Raw genomic sequence first — 19073 nt, 5'->3', positions numbered from 1 at the left:
CACAATACAATGTGATAAGGAAGTGAAATTATGGAGGAAAATAATTTTAATGAAGGAGTTACGGATCCCCTGCTACAACAGAATACGGGTGAAATAGTAATAGCATCCTTACACACTGATTCACCCCCTCACAACAGCTTTAAAGCCAAATATTCTTTAATCGCTGTTGGAAACAATGACGTAATTACAGAAATTATTGCGAGACCTGCTGAAAACGCTGATATTAATACATATATTATCCCTCGGGCCTATGATGAGACTTCAAAAGAGATTTACATAAACATTATGTATCGTGGTAATTCAGAAATTCTAACTGAAATTCAACCGATTGGATACAACAACCTAGAAGCTGAAATAGAAATACCTCCTCATAATCGGATGTCAGCTCTCTACCAAATTCAACAACCGCCCATTATTACAGACATTTTCAACCCTACTCAAGACGCTTTCACGCGTGAAAAAATGGACTATCAAACAATTAACTACGGTGGCTATTCTTCTATGGTAGTTGGTCGTAGTCACGAGGATATTTGGCGTTCATTTGTACAATTTGACTTGTCTTCCATTAATCCATCTTATGTACTTACGGATGCAAATTTAAGATTGTACTACAGTAACAGTATCCCTCAAAATATTACTCTAGAGGTTTTAAATGCTAATAATTCATGGTCTGAATATGGTATTACGCACTTAAATAGACCCACTCCGATTAAGCTAATTACCAATCAATTTACTGTCAACAAACAAGCAGGTTACGTTGAATTTAATGTATTCGATATTGTAAAAAATTGGGTAGCACTTACTCAAATAAATAACGGCTTTATCATTCGTGTGTCTAATGAAATAACGGATGGACAAGTTACATTTAAAACCAGGGAATCCAAACTCCCTCCAGCGTTAGTAGTAGAATACTATGACTCCAGGATATTTAGTTTTGGTAGAAGTCAGCATATTACTGAAATCTTCGTATATAAGCGGCTAAATTCAGATAAAAATACTGAAATAACTGTTGATTCAACATTTGAATCTTCTGATCAACAAACATATCTTTACGTGCACCGATCAGAAGTGCCTTTAGATGAAGATATATGTGTTGAAATCACAGCAAATAAGCCTTATGTGCCTACCGAGCTAATAGTAGCTATTCCGAAAGATAGCGATATTACAACAGAGATTAGTGTTAGAAATCCAAGAGATAGTCGCATTTTGATTGAAATAATCGTCAACAAACCTACTATTCCTATTGAGATATCAGCTTCGAGAAGAAAAGAGGACGAACTTGACACAGAATTAGTTGTTACTAAACCTTGCACACATGTTGAAATTACTATTCCAACTTATAGAGATAGCGATATTAAAACTGAAATTGATATTAACACCATTTATGCAAGTATTGTTGACACTGAGATTATAGTGAGCAAGGAAACTATCCCAATAGAAATTACTCCACGGGTTATTAAAGATAATAACTTATATACTGAAATAGCAGTTTCAAAACCAAAAGTTCACATAGAAATTGAAGTAAAATATCGCAGCGATATTTGGGTTGAAATTGAACCGAATATTAAGAGTGATATACCAATCGAACTCGTTGTATCTAAGCCTACTGTTGAAGCTTTAGTTACTGCTAGAGTAAATGAAGATGCTGATTCGGATGCTGAAATTTTTGTAGCCTACGTAAGTGAAATAAACACTGAAATTATAGCACGTAAAGTAAGTCAAATTAATACTGAGATTACTAGTAAAGCAGTCAGTCAAATCAACACTGATTTATCTGTATCGAAGCCAAAGATCCTTGTTGAAATTACGATTCCGACTTGGGATGATTCTGATATTGTAACAACTATCGAACCCCGTATACTAATGGTTGATAACATTGACACAGTAATTGTGGTAAATGGCGGCGTTACCGGATATGCATTTATTATGTAAACAATATAACAAAAGGAGAAATAGAGATGATTATAAAAAATTACGAAATCGGTGAATTACAAGCTTTTCTTTTTAACCTCATTTTAAAAGGGAAAGAATCACGAATGAGAACTCGCTTTATCAAATTGTTAGAACAGCAATTGAATCAAGTAAATCAAGAAAGACAACAATTAGTTGATGAGTATGCAGAAAAAGATAAAAATGGAGAGATTTTATATACTACAGAAATTGTAGATGGAAAAGAAATTGAGATGCCCCTCTTTAGTGAAGAAGCTGAAAAAGAAGTCCAACAACAAATTTTAACGCTACTACACGAAGATTTTATTATTGAAGAAACCGCAGAAAAAATTGACATGCTGCGTATTTTACAGGAGATTGTGTTAAATTGTGACCTAGAATTCACGGGTAAGAAAGCAACTCTATATGATAGATTCTGTGAAATTTTTGAGGATATTACATTACTTGAAAACTAGGTGAAATGAGCAGTCAGTTCAGGATAGGTGTGGACCTTATCGTCCTCCCTATCCTTTTATTATTTATATAAAGTCGGTGATTAAATTGCAAAATGACAAGCTAGGTGAACGATTAGCTAGTGTTGAAGTGGAAATAAAGAATCAAGATAGCCGTATTTCAAAACTTGAAGGTAATCATGAATTATTATATCGCTTAACAGTCGTGTCGGAACAACAACAGGAGATGAATAAACACCAACAAATACAGTTAAATAGAATGGATAAAACCTTCAATAATATAAATATTAATCTAACTAAATTAAACATGTCCCAAGTTGAACTACAAGATGATGTAAAGGGTATTGGAAAACGAGTGGATAGTATTGAAGAGGATTTAAAATATGAATCCGCTAAAGATAGCCTCTCTATTAGTGACACAATCAAACAATATTTACATTGGTGGATTTTCATTCCGGCAACAGTTGTAGGTGCACTCATACTAAAATGGCTAGGTTTATAAAGAAAGGAATGGATACATATGAAAATTAACTGGAAAGTTCGCATTTGCAACCCACAATTCTGGGTTACCCTAGGATTATCAATTATTACCCCCCTATTTGCCTACTACGGCATCACTGGCGCTGATTTGACTACCTGGGAAAGTGTCTGGACCCTAATTGTCAATGCGCTTGCTAACCCTTACATATTAGCTTTAATGGCAGTCAGTACATATAACGCAATTTTAGATCCGACCACGGCCAATGTTAGTGATTCAAAAAGAGCTCTGGCTTATGTGAAACCGAAACGAGATGATTTTATTGACTATAAACATTAAACAAAATTTAGTATCCTCCACAAAATATAGTATAAAGTGCCCTTATTCTATGGATGCACAATTTATCACCATACATAATACAGCTAATGATGCAGCAGCCTCAAACGAAATTCGGTATATGATTAGTAATCACAATCAGGTATCCTACCATTTTGCTGTGGATGATCAAGAAGTTATCCAAGGATTACCCCTAAATCGCATTGGTTGGCATTGTGGAGATGGTAAAGGCTACGGGAACATGAAATCCATTGGTATTGAGATTTGCTACTCTAAATCAGGTGGTGAACGCTATGCAAGGGCTGAAGAATTAGCTGTTCAACTTACAGCGCAGCTTTTGCATGAACGTGGTTGGAAAATGGATCGAGTGAGAAAGCACCAGGATTGGAATGGAAAATACTGCCCCCATCGTATTCTTGATGAAGGAAGATGGTCTTCATTCTTACATAGAGTACAGAAGGAACTGAATCTACTGACGGGCAACAAGGGAGGCTTTACAGTGTCACAATATGAAGAATTAAAAGCGGAATACCAAACTATACAACAACAATTAGCATTCATTAAAAAGTCGTTAGGATTAGTAGAACGGCCTGTTAGTGATTCTCATGAATCGGCTTGGCAATGGTCTAAAAAGCAAGGCCTACTGAATGGGCTTGATCCACAAAAGCCACTTACTAGAGAGCAATTTGCAACTGTCTTGTATCGACAGATGAATAAAAAATAGAACTTACTTTTCCCTCTCACTGTTCTTTATAGCGAATGGTGTAGAGGGAACTTTTTTTGGCTTCTCCTTCTATTTGAGGAATCACAGACAAATAAATTTTCATCATTTTAAATGTGGCTTTTTATTCTTAACACGAAGAACCATGTTACAATAGAAAGGAACATTTGGCATCAAAGGAGACATTACATGAAGCTTTCAAGCATTTTAAATTTTTGTATTCTTGTATTTTTCACGCTACTATTCGTCAATGATTTTTTTCCTGCAACGACTCTAGCTGAGGTATTATCGAAGAAAGTTATTCTTGTCATATTAATAGTCCTCGTCATTATTCAAATTACGACGGCAAAGGGTACATATAAGAGGCTTTCTAAAAAAGCATATGTGGGTGTAACCCTCTATACTGTCGGTCTTTGGATTGTCTTAACATTACTTGGGGGCGAGTCCCAATTCGGGTTATCTTTTAACAGCCCTATTTTTTATATTATCGTTTTGTTACTTGGTTTCGATTTATTACGCGTCTATCGCCAGTCGAAAAATGAAGAAACGGATAAAAAAGCAAAACAATAATAAAAAGCATGTTGCCGATTGGAGCTCTACACTTGAGCCCAACCGGCAACATGCTTTTATTTTCATTAAGGAGCGACATCGATGGTTCGGTACTAAGATTCTAATGCACCTAATATGACATCGAGTTCACCTACAGCGTGATCTAAACGTTCCTTCGCCTCGACATTTTGCTGCTTTAATTGACTAAATTCTAACAAATTTTTCTCATGCTTCAATTTTATCGAAGACAAACGTTCAATGCGTGACTCTACCTTTTCAATTGTCTGCTCACAAACTGTTGTCCAGAGCTTTTCCGAATGCTGCATTTCATTAGTAGACGGATTGTGCTGACGCATAATGCGCGTATACACTGTTTCAATATGTTCAATCAATTCCGTGTAAAAATGACGCTCCACTCGTGTCGTTTGGAATGTTGGGTGCTCCACCTCTTTTGCATATGGGGTAATTTGGCGTAGTAGTTTCCCAGCATTTTCTCCAAAGCCGTGCGATAAATTCAGTACATTCATCAATTGCAATAGCAGCCGAATTTCTTCAAGGTTAATCAGTTGCGCATCGATATTTTCTTTTAACTTTAACGATTCCATATAGCGTCGATCGAAATGCTCAATTTCACCATTGCGTTGTTCCACTAAATGGGAACTAGCATTTTCTTTCAAACTTTTAATATAGCGGATTGCATGATTTCTTAGCTCATCCAACGAAAGCATGTTGTCATTTTCTTGTTGTGGTTTACCTCGTTGAACATATGCAAATGCATCCAATTTTTTGGGCCATTGTGCTTTAGGGGTTTCTTCTGAGACATTGTAGCGTATATAAATTCCGTGCATTCCATATCCTCCAAGTCCATTTAACAAGTATCTCTAAAGACAATAAATCGAATACAGCTTTTTTTCAAGTAAAAAACTTTCAAAATTTCAAAATCTTTTTTTCAGAGGTAGTCTAGCATGCACCAAATTCAATATATTGAGCAACATTCCAGGTTTTCACGCCTTCCACCATCACGTATTTATGACAACCTCAAAAAAATGCTCTTTTTTGTGCTTTCCATTGTTCCCGGACAGTCTTTTGCCTTTATTCACCTCGTCGTATTTCTTCAATGCTTTTTCCTTCTGTAAATGCGTGTATCGAAGTTATTGTTCCCAATGATTTGAAATTCACCTTTGCATAGACCCTTGCCACAGGCTCACTAACAGGCATAATCCAAAGGTCCTCTATTCCTGCTTTGACAGATTGTTGTTGGATATGCTGCAGCAAATAGCCAATCAATCCACGTCCACGGTAACTTTCAATAGTTGCTACACTCTCCACTCTACCTTGCTTACCTGCTACAAAAACATTGGCCGTGCAACAGGCCTCCCCGTTAACTCTTAATAAATAGTACGTAAAGAGCGGTGAATAATACGTTTTATAGAAAGCCTCTTTTATTAAAGCTGGCTCACCGAATGTGGAAATACTCATTTCTACTGCTAATGCTTCCTGTACATTACTATCCGTTACATGCTCAATATGAATCGCTGGATTTGCGGGGAGCTGAACATATTCCCCATTCCAGCATTGCACGTCATCTGTAAAGGTCTCATATTGAAAGCCATGTGCATATAATTTCTCGATGCATTGTTGATTTACCTCTACATTGTATAGATACATTCTTGGTATAAGACCTTTTGCAACATAAAATTTCTTCAGGTCCGTTAAAAACGAATCTGCGTGCGCAATCTTCTGCCAAATATGCGCATGGTTGGCGTCATAATATGTCGGCATCTCCTGATTATAAAAGTAAACACCTGCTGAACACTTTTCCATCTCACTAAAACTTTTTATATAATCAATGTCTAGCTGCATTATTTGTTCCAGCTTATGCATGTTCAGCTCCCCCTTCTAACCATCTTTCATATAAAGCCTCTAGTTGTCGCTCTAATTTATGACGCTGTTCTTTGGCAAGTTTCGGTTCTGTTAATTTCATTTCTAGCTTCTCGATTTGCTCTTCGATGGGTATTTCTTTTTTACTATGTTGGACTTTCGCTTGTGCTTTTTCGATGATCGGTACGTTCACTGCCGACAGTCGTTTCGTTCGCGCCCACTCATAATCACCCTCATATACCTTGATATTTTCATGTTCAATCCACGCAATTTTAGTAAAGATCTTTTGCAAGAAATAACGGTCATGGGATACACCAATAATCGTACCTTCGAAGGTTTCAAGCGTATCCTCTAACACTTCTCGTGCTTCGATATCTAAGTGGTTGGTCGGTTCATCAAGTACAAGTAAATTGATATCCTCGTGCATTAGCTGTGCTAGACGCAGTCGCATTTTTTCACCGCCACTTAAATCCTTTACTTTTTTGAACACGTCATAGCCGTAAAATAGAAACTGAGCAAGTAGGTGGCGTGCCTCTGCCTCCGAAACAGCTACGTGCTCACGGAAGGCATCGATTAGTCGAACTGCTGGATTGTCATGCTCAAATTGCTGCGATAAATACCCAATTTTCACACTGCTCCCGACCTTACAATTGCCCTTATTTGGCACAATCTCTCCTAATATCATTTTTAATAGTGTTGTTTTACCACTACCATTATCCCCTACAATCGCCAAGCATTCCCCAAAATAAACGGACATATTACTATCCTTCAATAAGGGCTTTTCAAATGCATGGCTTATTTCTTGTATCTGTACCACTTCCTTGCCACTACGTTCAGCCATTGTTAAGGCCAAATTCATTTTCTTTTTTGTCATTGGCTTTTTTACACGTTCTATACGTGCCAGTGCCTTTTCCATACTTTTGGCACGGCGATGCAAGGAGGCATTAGGAGGGTTCGCTTCATTTGCCCACTGTTTTAAACGTTTAATGGTTTCCTGCATTTTTTTGATTTTCTTTTGTTGTTCTTCAAATTCCGCAAATTGCTGTTCAATTTTCGCCTCTTTTTGTGCAACAAAAGCGTCGTAATTTCCCTGATAAGTAAACGCCTCGCCATCTTCAATTTCTATAATTTTCTGCGCTACTTGATTCATAAACTGGCGATCATGCGATACCGCGATAATAATTCCAGCAAAGTTTTGCACATAATTTTCTAGCCATTCAATCGCCTGCATATCTAAGTGATTGGTCGGTTCATCTAATAGTAATATGGAGGGATTGCTTAATAAGATTTGCCCTAACATAACCTTTGTTTTTTCGCCACCACTTAAATTCGCAAAGGGCTGTGTGAGCAATGGCGTAATACCAAGTCCATTTGCAATCATCGCTAATTGTGCGTCAACCTCATAGCCCCCCTGTTGCATATATAACTCCTGAATATAACCATATTGCTGCAATACTTTGTCAGTAACCTCAGCTTGCATCTCCAACTCTAGCTTTGTCATTTTTGCTTTTAAAGCAAAGATATTGGCAAATGCCTTTTCAAGTACCTCTTTTGCTGTGAGTAAAGGATAGCTTGGAATTTGATGTAAATAACCAATTGTCGCATCCTTACTTTTAATAATACGTCCTGCATCTGGTGTATCTGCACCTGCTAACAACTGTAATAATGTCGTTTTTCCACAGCCATTCACACCAACAATTGCCACATGCTCTCCTGTATTGACTTCCAATTGAAGTCCTTCAAATAATACGTTACCACCCATAACTTTTTGTATATGGTCAGCTTTCATTTGCATCGTTTTTTCCTCCATGAAACGTGCGGAAAACATCTCTGTACGACAAAAAAGACTGCTCCATTAACAAGCAGTCTTTTTCCTCATTATTTGTGAAAAAGAATGGTTAATCCGCTACGTTTAGTATTTGATTTTGCTTAAAAATGGACAGACCTATCCCGTTGTTAGCAAAATCGAAAGTAAGTACACGTGCAAAATACATAGCTGTATCAACTTTTACACCTGTTCTCGTAGCGTTTTGATTCATTCCTTTTCACCTCCGTTCATCTAGTTAGATTAATAATACCATATTCCTTAGAATTTGGAAACGGAAAAAATTGCACCAACTTTCATTTTTGAAATATACGAACATTTTTAGTAGTTATATACTAGATGGAAATAGAAATGTTTTCCTTAAATATTTCATTATTCAGTTAAATTAATAGTGCATTGGCAGTAAGAGAAATTGATGCAGTGGCTCAAAAGATGATAGTAAAAATGGGGGCTATCGCCTTGATTGCTGCCATCATTGCGGTGATCGCCGGCATGCTATTTGTGCGTGGCATCGTAAAGCCTTTAAAACGTTTAAACAACCAGCTGGAAACAATATCAGCCGGTCATGGTGATTTAACACAGCAACTAGTCGTCAATACGAAAGATGAAATTGGGGAACTTGCACAGTCTTTCAACGCCATGCTCGATACACTCAGAAATATGATACACCATGTCGATGATACGGCCAATCAAGTATCCGCTTCATCCGCAGAGCTTTCTGCAACTGCGGGATCCACAACGAGAACAACTGAACAATTGACGGCCAATATGCAGGAACTAGCAAGTGGGGCAAGTACTCAAAAACATAGTGCCAACGAAAACGTGGAAGCCATGCAGGACATTGCTGGTGGGATTCAGCTTGTAACAGAGACGAATAGTGACGTATCACCTATGCTTCAGATGCCTTTGATACGGCAAAGCACGGTGAGGCAACTGCTCAAGCGATGCAAACACAAATGCATGCCATGACCGCAGCAGTCCAAGAAAGTGCAAATTCTAGGCAGTCCTTGACACGCACGCAATTAAAATAGGGGAAATCGTCGAAGTCATTCATGCCATAGCGGACCAAACAAACTTACTTGCACTCAATGCTTCTATAGAAGCGGCAAGAGCTGGTGAGCATGGCAAGGGCTTTGCTGTCGTAGCAGATGAAGTTCGTAAAGTAGCTGAACAATCTAAAACATCTGCTGCTCAAATTACTGATACTATCCATACCATGCAACAGCTATCAAAAGAAGCGAGCGAACATATGCAACAAAGTGAAAAGGAAGCCACTTCGAGTGTTGAAGTTGTCGATACAACAAGCATTGCATTAGATGATATTACAACAAAAGTCTCACTTGTCACAAATAAAATTCAAGAGGTTTCCAGCATTGCGGAGGAATTATATGCACGCATTGAGCAAGCGAATGCCTCGACACAAATTATGGCTGAAATTGCAGTCGATGCACGTGAGCAGTCCAAAGAAGTTACACAGATTGCTGGGGCCAACCTCTATACCATGGAGGATATAACAATGCAGCAACACAGCTCACAAAAAATGCAGAAACGCTGCAAAATTTAATTCATCAGTTTAAATACTAACTCCAGTGAACTCGGCATTCGATCAGCGAAAGTAATGGCTCGATCAGCTGTACACGTCGTTCTTTCAGCGGAAGTTACGGTTTTCTCAGCGATAAATACAGTTTTATCAGCGATTCACGCCGTTCTATCAGCGAAAGTTACGGTTTTATCAGCGATTCAGGTCGTTCTTTCAGCGATTCACTGTCAGTCATTTAAATTTAATTCTTCATTAGATTGTTCATCACGCAGGTAATCTGCTCATGAGCAATCTTTTTTGCGTGTAAGTCTACATCGTCGTTAGGATCCATTTCATTCAAGCATGTATACGCAACAAGCCTTCTCAGGTTTTTACTTTTTTCACGAACACCTTCACTAAAGGTACAAGTAAAATGGAGACAATCAGTAACCTGAATAGCTGAAATGCTGTGACTACGGTTACATTTGCGTGAACGGAAGCGGCAATAATCCCCATTTGGTCAAGGCCGCCTGGTACGATACTTAAAAAACCTGTTTGAAAATCAAGTTCGTATAATCTCTTCAAGACAAAAGTTAAACCATAGGCAGTACCGATAAAAATCCCCGCTGAGACAAATGCATAAAACACATGCTTCTTCGACAAATGTAAATCTTCTTTTTTCAATAAAAGCCCAATATAAATACCAATAAATAGTTGCGCAATATGAAGAAGAGACACTGGCATTTTTGGCACATCAAGCCCAACTAAATTCAACCCCATCAATAAAAAAACTGGTCCAAGCATATAGCCTGTCGGAATTCTCATCAATTGTGCTAGCCACCCTGCTAGACCACAAATAACAAGAAAGCCTGCTAGTCCCCATGTCCAGTCGCCATCTACAATCATGGCATTCCCACTAGAGCCTGCCACCATTAATGGCACAAAGCCAACAATCAGCAGCACACGCAAAACCTGATAGAACGTTATAACGGCAATATCCATATCCCCTTGTTCCTCCGCAAAAGCAACAACTTGTGCCATTCCCCCAGGTACGCAGCATGTCAAGGCCGTCGGGAAATCTAAATCTGTACGTCTTGCTACTAAAAAGCTTATAGCAAGAAACAACACGATAAAGATCACATTCAGCACAATCATACTGCCTAAAAACTGCTTAATATCCTGAACCGCTTCTGGCGTAAAAGCAAAGCCAATGGAATAGCCCGCAACGACTAAACCAAAATTGCGAAAATATTTATGCCATTTCAATTGAACTTTTGTAAATAGCTGGACACAAAGCACTGCGGTAATGGTCCCAAGTAACCATGGCATCGGAATATGTAAAAATTGAAATAACAGCGCCCCTATATACCCAATACATAATGTCATAAATATTGGCTTTAAAAATTCATACATACCAAGCACCCCCTTACTTATGAATAATTCAATTATGCAGTGAACGAAGTCAATTTATCACTCCACTACATTTCAAGTCCCTATATGTGTATAAATGAACCTGTTATGAATTAATTACAACCTCTTATTGAAGAATCTATCCTATCCAAAAATTTCTATGCTACATTAATATTATCCTAATTCAGTAGATGGACGCCATCGATAAGAATGTGGGAACAGTTACGTTTAGATGTAATTGATTGTAAGGGGGCCTCCTATGAAAATTCATTTAACGATTAACAGCGTGCTAGAAGAAACAGAGATTCATATTCACGCGAAGGAATACAATGAGCAAATTGAAAAACTAATGAAACAATTGCAAGCAGCTCAAACGACAATGCTTGACGGCTATTTACAGCAGGAAATCCATCTATTAAAAATCACTGACATTTATTCAATTTATGCAGAGGGTGCGAAAGTATTTTTACAGACAGAAGAGCAGGAATTCGAATCCAAGCGCAAATTATATGAACTCGAAACACAGCTGGCTAAGGACTTTGCCCGGGTTAGTAAATCGACTCTCGTAAATATTAATAAAATTGCCTCCATTCAAATGGGCAAAATTGGCGCAACAGAATTACTCCTCGATAATGATGTATCCATTCATGTCAGCCGTAAGTATTTAAAAGAATTAAAGCGCCAATTAGGTATTGGGAGGGATTCATAACATGAGAATTTTAAGCATGATGATTATCGGTCTACTCATTTCACTTAGCTCTTCCTACGTCCTCGTAACGATTAGTATCGTTTCTAATAATGCTGTGGCAACAGGTCCAGAATTGCTAGAGCAAATTATAATCGCCGCCATACTTGGCATTGTCATTGGCCTACTATCCCTCATTTTTGAATTAGAGCGTTTATTATTTACTATTCAGCTAGCTCTTCACTTTAGTGCTGTTACATTTTGCGTTTTCACAGCAGGCTATTTTGGTCGTTGGTTTGAACATTCGGGCATTTTCTATGTGTTTGTATCTGAGGTAATCATTTACTTCATCGTCTGGTGTATTTTATATGTACTTCAAAAAATTGATATTAAAGAAATCAATCATGCAATTCAAAAAAGAAAGGAATAAACGTTATGACCTTTGCGATACAAGTAGATAATTTACGCAAGCAATATGGTGAACACGAGGCAGTAAAGGGCATTTCTTTTACTGTCGAGCAAGGCTCTCTCTTCGCCTTTTTAGGTGCGAATGGTGCCGGAAAATCAACGACCATCGAAATATTATGTACATTATTAAAAAAATCAAGTGGTACCGTTCGTATTAACGGCTCTACACTCGATGAAAATAATTATAATGTCGAAATCCGAAAATCCATCGGTGTCGTCTTCCAGCAAAGCTTACTCGATGAACGATTAACGGTTCGTGAAAATATCATCCACCGTGGTAAAACGTACGGTCTATCAAAAGCTACGCTTGACGCAAATTACCACTTCGTCTCCACCTATTTACATTTAGCTGATATTGAAAAACGAAAATATGGCACATTGTCAGGTGGTCAAAAGAGACGCGCTGACATTGCTCGAGCACTCATACATCGACCACAAATTTTATTTTTAGATGAACCCACAACAGGACTCGACCCACAAACACGTCAATTCGTTTGGCAAGCCATTAAGCAGCTACAGGCTGAAACGAATATGACGGTATTTCTTACAACACATTATATGGAGGAAGCGGCAGTCGCTCATCAAGTCATTGTGTTAAAAGAAGGTCACATTGTGGCTGAGGGCACACCAGATGCACTGAAGACAATATATGCCTACGATCAAATGGCACTTGTTTTTCATGATATTTCTAAAGGCGAAAAATGGCTGCAAGAAAATGACATCATTTACACAGGAAAACAAGGGATCTTCTCCGTGCGAGTGGAATCTACTCTTCATGCACTTACCCTACTTAAAAACATGGAACCTCTGTTGGTTTCATTCGAGGTCATCAAAGGTACAATGGATGATGTCTTCATTCATATAATGGCGGAAGGAGATGTAACCTAATGGAAGCATTAACCAGCTTAGTACTGCGAAACAATAAAGTTTTCAGACGAGATAAAACACAAGTCTTCTTTTCACTGCTTTCCGTTATTATCGTAATCGTTCTATACGCCGTATTCCTTCAAAAAATGCAAGTAGATGCCATTGAGCAAATGGCGGAAGCGACACCTGAAATGGTGACAATGGTCAATGAATGGCTGGTGGCAGGTCTATTATCTATGATTGCTGTCACATCCACACTGGCCACCTTTGGCATTGCTGTAAAAGATACGGAATCGAAGGCAACGGCAGATTTATTAACTGCGCCTATTTCTCGAGCAACAATTCAGTTTAGCTATGTATTGAATGCTTTTGTCATTGGCTGTATCTTCGCTTTCATCGCCCTTATCGGCTGTGAAATTTTCATTGTGGCGACTGGTGGCGAATTACTTAGTATTGGTGGTTTCATGAAAGTAATTGGCATTTTGTTATTATCCGTGTTACTTGCCAGTGTTTTTAATGTTGTTCTCGTACTCTTTGTACACACACAGAACTCCTTTTCCACCCTTACTACAATTGTTGGTACAGCACTCGGCTTTTTATGCGGTGTTTACGTACCTGTTGGCGTGTTACCAGGCTTCGCGCAAAACCTTGTCATGTACTTTCCAATCAGTCATACAACACTATTATTACGGAATGCCTTTATGGAAAACTCGATAACGAAGGTGTTTGAAGGTGTACCAGCTTCACATGTGGAAGCATATAAAGTGAATTACGGTGTTGTTTATGAACTGAATGGACATTTACTTAGTCCGACAACAAGTTTTATCGTTATTTTAGCAACAATAGTCGTGCTAGCGGTCTTATCAGTTATTATGTTTAAAAAGAAAAATAAGTAATACTTTCTAAAATATCATTTTGAAGAATGGCTGATAGAACCGTTGATTCTGAATGCATTCACTATAATATGACACATCGTTTTCAGAAACGATGTGTTTTTTATTGATTTCTCGCAAACAATTTGATAAATTATATATAAATAAACAAACAAAATGAATAAACGTTTGTTTTTAGGGGGTTTTACAATGGATGTAAATCAATTATTTTTGCAAGCTTCAATTGATGATATAAAGCAAGGCTATACGGAAGAAGGATCACACTTCACTTGCTTGCTTTGTGGCGAGACGATAGAAAAAGGGATTATTTATCCGCACGAGGATGTATTATATGAGGCCGGAAAATATATGCAACATCATATAATGGCTACGCATCAATCTGTTTTTCATTACCTCAATGGATTGAATAAAAAAATGACAGGCTTAACGGATCATCAAAGTCATATTTTGCGCCTATTTTATGAAGGTAAGACGGATCAAGAAATCAAAGAAGAGTTGGAGATAGGCAGTGCGACAACTATTCGTCACCATCGCTTTGCATTAAAGGAAAAAGAACGTCAGGCAAAAACATTTCTTGCAATGATGGAGTTATTAAAAGACCAAGATCAAAAAGTCGATTCTTTTGTGCCCATTCACAAAACGGCAACGATGGTGGATGACCGCTATAATATTACACTCACGGAAGAACAACAGTTACTTGAAAAATACTTTCCTAATGGTATTGGCCAAGAGCTTGTCCGCTTCCCAAAACGGGAAAAGCATAAAATTGTAGTACTTCGTGCCATTACAAAACTTTTGGATGAGTCAAAGCAGTATACAGAAAAAGAACTAAATGCGATGATCCACCCCATCTACGAAGACTATGTGCAAGTTCGTCGCTATTTAATCGAATATGGTTTTATGAATCGTACAGATGATGGCAGTGCCTATTGGGTAAAAAAATAAGAGAGTAGGGTTTAATGTGGATCATAAAAAAGAGTTGAAAGAGTACTATAAAGAAATGGAAATTGAAGCAGGTGTTTTCAAGATGACCAACAAACAGAATGGTAAAGTGTTTGTCAGTAGCTTCAATAATTTGAAACGATTAAACGGTTTCCAGTTTATGCTAAAAACTAATACACACAGCAATAAAGCATTACAGGCTGACTACAATACTTTCGGTAAGGACACTTTCGAAATTGACGTAGTTGAGTATTTAAAGAGAAAACAAGAGGGCTATTTCGATGCCAAAAAAGAACTCGAAAAGCTTGAGCAAAAATGGCTCGACGAACTACAGCCCTATGGCGAACGGGGTTATAATTCTCCCAAAAATAAGTAACCTGGAGCGGTTCTAAATGTGTAAAGGCACAAATGGTGGGGATTCTACAAAAGAATTTCGCACTATTCCTACGGATGGCAAACAAGCAGGCTTATGAATCGACCAAGGAAAACCATACTAACTTTTATTGCCTTATAAAGGCAATAAAAGTTAGTAGACTGACGACAAAAGGTATTCGTAATGATTACATTGCGAATACCTTTTGAAATTTTATCACCAATACATCATCTCAATCATTTATAGACCTACACTAGTTAACTGGAGCGCAGGCGGCGACTTCTGCAAAGAATAACATGAGCGAAAAGGCCCCGCAGAAGCGTAGCGACGAGGAGACTGAAGTCATGCCCGTGAAAAGCGTCCGCCGTAGCGGAAATCAACGGGGTTATATAGATACTTCTATCTTAAAAGAAAAAAGTCTGTAGACAAACTGAATTTTTTGAGGGTCTGAGTTAGTTAGCTCGATCCTGCTGCTATAAAATAATGTTGCTATTGTGATGTTATTTGTTGTTGAACTTTTTTCGTCAGCTTGTCGAACACTAAACCATATGAATGATGAATGAGATTTCCAACTACATCCATCGGTATATTGGAATTCATGTAAATAGAGTTCCAATGTGTTTTATTCATGTAATAGCCAGGGATAATATCCTCATATGTTTCTCTTAGTTCCTCAGCACGATTAGGTTCGCATTTTAATGTTAGAACGGGCTTTCCTGTGGCATTTCCGCCTATCATGGCATACAGCTTATCACCAATTTGATAGCGATGTGCCCCCCACTCTTCTTTATAATCATGTGTGGTGCCTGTAAGCTTCATACAATAACTATGTATCATGTCCTTGTCCATTTGATTATCTCCATTTCATAATTGTTAATACAAAAACACACGTTCGGTTATCAACATTATAACCAGTAACGTGTGTTTAATCAATTGCGGTTCGACGTAATTCGAATTTGGAAGTCTTCTTTACGTAAGCGTTTGTATTCCCAATGCCTTCTATAGCTGAAACTTCGCTTGCGTAGCTCATTTGAAGCTGCGATCAAACATACCGATGACTTCGGTCGTTTGTAGAATATTCACAAATGCTTTGTCATCCGTTTCTTTAATCATACTTTTTACTTCGGCTAGCTGGTAGCGTGTAATCACAGTAATTAATACTTTACGCCCCTCGCCTGAGTAGGCTCCTTTGGCATCAATAATCGTTACACCTCGAGGAAGCTTCGTTAAGAGCTGTTGCCTTACTTCTTCCCCTTTACTTGTGATAATCATCAGTGTTAATTTTATATGGCTTGTATGAATTGTGTCTACAACCTTCCCTGTCGCATATATGGATACGAGCGTAAGTAAAGCCGCATCCCAGCTAAAAACAAATCCCGAGATAGCAACAACGACTGCATTCATCCCCGAAAGTAACACACCCAATGGAAAATCTCGTTTGCGACTTAACAACATGGCTACAATATCGAAGCCCCCTGACGAACCCGAAGCACGAAAAATCATGCCAGCGCCAAAGCCCACAATAACTCCACCAAATAAAGAAGCAAGAATTGGCTCTTGTGTTGCTTTATAGATTGGAATAATATATAGGCTTACTGACAATACGACGACTGACAAAATCGTATACCCTATAAAACGTTTCCCCAACTTCATAATACCTATAATTAGCAATGGTAAATTTAATAAAAGATTCAATACCCCTGTATTCAATGGTGTGACAATACCAAGCATAATCGCAATCCCGCTTAGTCCGCCACTCAAAATTTCATGGGGAATTAACAAAAAATTATAAGCAAAGCCTACTAATATGGATGCAAGTGTAATAATGACAATATTGCGCATAAAAAGTCCCCCACTATTCTTAAACGAACAAGTTTTGATACATCTTACCCTTAGGATACCCAACTTCTTCGCCTGAAAAACCCGAATCCTTGCGCACCATCGCAAGCCCATCGGACATTTATTTCTTCTGCTCTTCCTTTATCGGCACTTGCTTTTTCTGTCCCTCTTTTTCAGCTACTTTATAAATACGTTCAAGCATAGGTGGATGGGTATATCGGAACCATTTTACAAGAAGCTGCGGATTGACTTCACTTAAGCCCGATTTTGTTAGCTTTTGGAATGCGGTCACCGCTGACTCCTGATCCCCCATTAACGCAATTGCATACTGATCTGCTCTTGTTTCCTGATATCTCGAAATATAGTTAGAAAGAGGACTCGATGCAAATAATAAAACAGATGTAATGAGTAAAAACAGTGGTAACGACTGTATATCGCTGATTTTATTTATTTTTAATATGTGTCCATAACGTGCAACCAACCAGCTCATACATTTCGATGTCAGCCACAGACCTATCAATGTCATGAGAAGATAGCCTGCGATGCCAAAATAAATATGCTTCTCTACGTAATGCCCCATCTCATGTGCCATGATGAACAAAATTTCATTGTCAGAAAGGCGATTTAAAGTTGTATCCCACAGCACAATTCTTGAATTGCTACCAACCCCGGTCACATAGGCATTTAAAGCATTGGTCTTTTCCGCCATATTGACTTCATAAACATGCTCTGCTGGAATATTAGCTTGTTGCGCAACAGCTAAGATTTTTGTTTCCAGCTCTTTATTTTTCAGCGGATAAAAATCATTGTATAACGGATCAATAACAACTGGTTGGATAAACATCACAAAAATGGTAAATGGGATTGTTAAAAGCCATGCGTACAACCACCATCTCTTAGCACTCTTTCTGATGAGCCAATACAGTACGGACACAATGATAAAGGTCATACCAAAGTTCACCCAAAAATCAATGACACCATCTCGCATCCACGAAGAAAAACCTTGTGTACTAATGCCATAGCTTTTACTTAGATAATACCGATAATATTCAATTGGATATAGTACTACATATAGCACAATCGATAATAAAAACAAATAGGCTGCATTTTGCGCTAGTTTCCATTTTGTTTGTGCCGTCGAAACTTTTTCAAAATAGCGTGATAATCCTATCAGCAATATAACAAGATAAGCAAGCCATTCAAAAGGTGTAGCCACAAAAAATAAGAAATTCCGTATTTTTGAATATTCACCACTTAAGTATAGTTCTCGTTCAGACATAAACATCGCTGGGTCCGCAACTGTTCCTTTTAATGCTTTCGGTATTGTGCCACCACCACCATGAAAAATATACCAATACATACAAAGAACATAAACACCAAATATGAATAGCGCGACAATTCCCATTTTTTTAGCTATGTCATTTCCTCCTTGCTCCATGCTAAGTTCGTCCTATAGTAAGTGTAAGCTAAATTGAAAAAGTTAGAACTATTTTTTCTGTGTTTTTATGCCACCACATACACCATGCCACGTATAAGAGTGCTCTTCTCCGGGGGAAACGGCTTTTTCCGTTTTCTTCACGATCTAAATATAGCTCTTCTTGAAGCTTTTCCTCGTAAGCACGTGTTCCGTTACGTACGATACGCCATATTCGTTTCAATCTCTTTTATTGTTTTAACGCATCGAACGGATCCACATTTATATTGAATAAACGTCATTTTAAATAACACAACAGGGTCAATACTTGGTCGCCCAGTAGCAGCGTAAAGATGTTCTACTAATGGATAAATGAAATTGAGATCAATTGCATCATTGCAAGCAGTTCTTGATTTATCGTCCCATGTTTAACATCCCCTCAAGTATTTTTAAAGCCATACAAGTTGATTG

Annotated in this window: 21 protein-coding genes and 2 pseudogenes; 14 read left to right on the top strand and 9 right to left on the bottom strand. The window is 38.0% G+C overall.

Features of this window, described 5'->3' with window-relative positions:
- Positions 1-30: 30 nt before the first annotated feature.
- The 6 genes and pseudogenes from H131_RS08745 to H131_RS08720 all read left to right on the top strand — a co-directional run bounded on the left by H131_RS08745 (position 31) and on the right by H131_RS08720 (position 4507).
- The gene (locus tag H131_RS08745) at positions 31-1932 is read left to right on the top strand and encodes a DNRLRE domain-containing protein (protein ID WP_010858744.1); all 1902 of its coding nucleotides are present in this window, start codon (positions 31-33) and stop codon (positions 1930-1932) included.
- 26 nt (positions 1933-1958) lie between these two features.
- Positions 1959-2405, top strand: a complete 447-nt coding sequence (locus H131_RS08740; RefSeq protein WP_010858743.1) for a hypothetical protein — start codon at positions 1959-1961, stop codon at positions 2403-2405.
- An 85-nt stretch (positions 2406-2490) separates the two neighbouring features.
- Positions 2491-2904, top strand: coding sequence for a hypothetical protein (locus H131_RS08735; protein WP_010858742.1), 414 nt, complete (start codon positions 2491-2493; stop codon positions 2902-2904).
- 18 nt (positions 2905-2922) lie between these two features.
- Positions 2923-3219 (top strand): phage holin, encoded by a 297-nt coding sequence (locus H131_RS08730; RefSeq protein WP_010858741.1) that lies wholly within the window; start codon positions 2923-2925, stop codon positions 3217-3219.
- Positions 3203-3697 (top strand): annotated as a pseudogene (locus H131_RS25295) (peptidoglycan recognition protein family protein); the annotation flags it as partial. The gene H131_RS08730 and the pseudogene H131_RS25295, both read left to right, overlap by 17 nt.
- A gap of 429 nt (positions 3698-4126) precedes the next feature.
- Positions 4127-4507 carry a hypothetical protein gene (locus tag H131_RS08720; protein WP_010858739.1) on the top strand — a complete coding sequence of 127 codons (381 nt, stop codon included), beginning with the start codon at positions 4127-4129 and terminating at the stop codon, positions 4505-4507.
- Between the two features lie 92 nt (positions 4508-4599).
- On the opposite strand, the gene H131_RS08715 is transcribed toward H131_RS08720, so the two are convergent.
- The 4 genes from H131_RS08715 to H131_RS24935 all read right to left on the bottom strand — a co-directional run bounded on the left by H131_RS08715 (position 4600) and on the right by H131_RS24935 (position 8406).
- Complete coding sequence (locus H131_RS08715) at positions 4600-5334, bottom strand: hypothetical protein (RefSeq protein ID WP_010858738.1); 735 nt, start codon at positions 5332-5334, stop codon at positions 4600-4602.
- 244 nt (positions 5335-5578) lie between these two features.
- Complete coding sequence (locus H131_RS08710) at positions 5579-6370, bottom strand: GNAT family N-acetyltransferase (protein ID WP_010858737.1); 792 nt, start codon at positions 6368-6370, stop codon at positions 5579-5581.
- A complete protein-coding gene (abc-f, locus tag H131_RS08705) occupies positions 6363-8162 on the bottom strand; it encodes a ribosomal protection-like ABC-F family protein (RefSeq protein ID WP_010858736.1) in 1800 nt (599 codons plus the stop codon). Before abc-f ends, H131_RS08710 begins: the two co-directional genes overlap by 8 nt.
- Positions 8163-8265: 103 nt before the next feature.
- On the bottom strand, positions 8266-8406 hold the full coding sequence (locus tag H131_RS24935; protein ID WP_010858735.1) for an RAxF-45 family protein: 141 nt from the start codon (positions 8404-8406) through the stop codon (positions 8266-8268).
- A gap of 278 nt (positions 8407-8684) precedes the next feature.
- Here H131_RS24935 and H131_RS08700 point away from each other — a divergent pair, with 278 nt between their 5' ends.
- Together H131_RS08700 and H131_RS23550 are read left to right on the top strand one after the other, a co-directional pair.
- Positions 8685-9161, top strand: coding sequence for a HAMP domain-containing protein (locus H131_RS08700; RefSeq protein WP_196228875.1), 477 nt, complete (start codon positions 8685-8687; stop codon positions 9159-9161).
- 52 nt (positions 9162-9213) lie between these two features.
- A complete protein-coding gene (locus H131_RS23550) occupies positions 9214-9756 on the top strand; it encodes a methyl-accepting chemotaxis protein (protein WP_080647642.1) in 543 nt (180 codons plus the stop codon).
- Positions 9757-10095: 339 nt separating this feature from the next.
- Here H131_RS23550 and H131_RS08690 read toward each other — a convergent pair whose 3' ends face one another.
- The gene (locus H131_RS08690) at positions 10096-11124 is read right to left on the bottom strand and encodes an AbrB family transcriptional regulator (protein WP_010858732.1); all 1029 of its coding nucleotides are present in this window, start codon (positions 11122-11124) and stop codon (positions 10096-10098) included.
- Between the two features lie 256 nt (positions 11125-11380).
- Here H131_RS08690 and H131_RS08685 point away from each other — a divergent pair, with 256 nt between their 5' ends.
- From H131_RS08685 to H131_RS08660, 6 genes are all read left to right on the top strand, one after another.
- Entirely contained in the window at positions 11381-11830 is a 450-nt protein-coding gene (locus tag H131_RS08685; protein ID WP_010858731.1) for a LytTR family DNA-binding domain-containing protein, read from the top strand.
- A gap of 1 nt (position 11831) precedes the next feature.
- Positions 11832-12236, top strand: a complete 405-nt coding sequence (locus H131_RS08680) for a DUF3021 domain-containing protein (protein WP_010858730.1) — start codon at positions 11832-11834, stop codon at positions 12234-12236.
- A gap of 5 nt (positions 12237-12241) precedes the next feature.
- Complete coding sequence (locus H131_RS08675; protein ID WP_010858729.1) at positions 12242-13162, top strand: ABC transporter ATP-binding protein; 921 nt, start codon at positions 12242-12244, stop codon at positions 13160-13162.
- The gene (locus H131_RS08670) at positions 13162-14037 is read left to right on the top strand and encodes an ABC transporter permease (RefSeq protein ID WP_010858728.1); all 876 of its coding nucleotides are present in this window, start codon (positions 13162-13164) and stop codon (positions 14035-14037) included. Before H131_RS08675 ends, H131_RS08670 begins: the two co-directional genes overlap by 1 nt.
- Before the next feature lie 186 nt (positions 14038-14223).
- On the top strand, positions 14224-14979 hold the full coding sequence (locus H131_RS08665) for a DUF2087 domain-containing protein (protein ID WP_010858727.1): 756 nt from the start codon (positions 14224-14226) through the stop codon (positions 14977-14979).
- 16 nt (positions 14980-14995) lie between these two features.
- Positions 14996-15352, top strand: a complete 357-nt coding sequence (locus H131_RS08660) for a GIY-YIG nuclease family protein (protein ID WP_010858726.1) — start codon at positions 14996-14998, stop codon at positions 15350-15352.
- Positions 15353-15838: 486 nt separating this feature from the next.
- Here H131_RS08660 and H131_RS08655 read toward each other — a convergent pair whose 3' ends face one another.
- The 4 genes and pseudogenes from H131_RS08655 to H131_RS26095 form a co-directional block, all read right to left on the bottom strand.
- Positions 15839-16198 (bottom strand): MmcQ/YjbR family DNA-binding protein, encoded by a 360-nt coding sequence (locus H131_RS08655; protein WP_010858725.1) that lies wholly within the window; start codon positions 16196-16198, stop codon positions 15839-15841.
- Between the two features lie 177 nt (positions 16199-16375).
- On the bottom strand, positions 16376-17191 hold the full coding sequence (locus H131_RS08650) for a YitT family protein (protein WP_010858724.1): 816 nt from the start codon (positions 17189-17191) through the stop codon (positions 16376-16378).
- Positions 17192-17309: 118 nt separating this feature from the next.
- A complete protein-coding gene (locus H131_RS08645) occupies positions 17310-18605 on the bottom strand; it encodes a M48 family metallopeptidase (protein WP_036131232.1) in 1296 nt (431 codons plus the stop codon).
- Positions 18606-18823: 218 nt separating this feature from the next.
- Positions 18824-18994, bottom strand: a pseudogene (locus tag H131_RS26095) (transposase); the annotation flags it as partial.
- Positions 18995-19073 lie beyond the last annotated feature (79 nt).

The sequence above is a fragment of the Lysinibacillus sphaericus OT4b.31 genome (genome assembly GCF_000392615.1).
Classification (GTDB): domain Bacteria; phylum Bacillota; class Bacilli; order Bacillales_A; family Planococcaceae; genus Lysinibacillus; species Lysinibacillus sphaericus_B.
This window is presented reverse-complemented; position numbering and strand designations above follow the sequence as displayed.

Bases quoted from the DNA above. Each gene is read 5' to 3' on its own strand.
- H131_RS08680 (WP_010858730.1), top strand. From the start codon at position 11,832: ATGAGAATTTTAAGCATGATGATTATCGGTCTACTCATTTCACTTAGC.
- H131_RS08685 (WP_010858731.1), top strand. From the start codon at position 11,381: ATGAAAATTCATTTAACGATTAACAGCGTGCTAGAAGAAACAGAGATT.
- H131_RS08700 (WP_196228875.1), top strand. From the start codon at position 8,685: ATGCTATTTGTGCGTGGCATCGTAAAGCCTTTAAAACGTTTAAACAAC.
- H131_RS08730 (WP_010858741.1), top strand. From the start codon at position 2,923: ATGAAAATTAACTGGAAAGTTCGCATTTGCAACCCACAATTCTGGGTT.
- H131_RS08670 (WP_010858728.1), top strand. From the start codon at position 13,162: ATGGAAGCATTAACCAGCTTAGTACTGCGAAACAATAAAGTTTTCAGA.
- H131_RS08690 (WP_010858732.1), bottom strand. From the start codon at position 11,124: ATGTATGAATTTTTAAAGCCAATATTTATGACATTATGTATTGGGTAT.
- H131_RS08665 (WP_010858727.1), top strand. From the start codon at position 14,224: ATGGATGTAAATCAATTATTTTTGCAAGCTTCAATTGATGATATAAAG.
- H131_RS08715 (WP_010858738.1), bottom strand. From the start codon at position 5,334: ATGCACGGAATTTATATACGCTACAATGTCTCAGAAGAAACCCCTAAA.
- abc-f (WP_010858736.1), bottom strand. From the start codon at position 8,162: ATGCAAATGAAAGCTGACCATATACAAAAAGTTATGGGTGGTAACGTA.
- H131_RS08650 (WP_010858724.1), bottom strand. From the start codon at position 17,191: ATGCGCAATATTGTCATTATTACACTTGCATCCATATTAGTAGGCTTT.
- H131_RS08675 (WP_010858729.1), top strand. From the start codon at position 12,242: ATGACCTTTGCGATACAAGTAGATAATTTACGCAAGCAATATGGTGAA.
- H131_RS08740 (WP_010858743.1), top strand. From the start codon at position 1,959: ATGATTATAAAAAATTACGAAATCGGTGAATTACAAGCTTTTCTTTTT.
- H131_RS08655 (WP_010858725.1), bottom strand. From the start codon at position 16,198: ATGGACAAGGACATGATACATAGTTATTGTATGAAGCTTACAGGCACC.
- H131_RS08745 (WP_010858744.1), top strand. From the start codon at position 31: ATGGAGGAAAATAATTTTAATGAAGGAGTTACGGATCCCCTGCTACAA.
- H131_RS08720 (WP_010858739.1), top strand. From the start codon at position 4,127: ATGAAGCTTTCAAGCATTTTAAATTTTTGTATTCTTGTATTTTTCACG.
- H131_RS24935 (WP_010858735.1), bottom strand. From the start codon at position 8,406: ATGAATCAAAACGCTACGAGAACAGGTGTAAAAGTTGATACAGCTATG.
- H131_RS08710 (WP_010858737.1), bottom strand. From the start codon at position 6,370: ATGCATAAGCTGGAACAAATAATGCAGCTAGACATTGATTATATAAAA.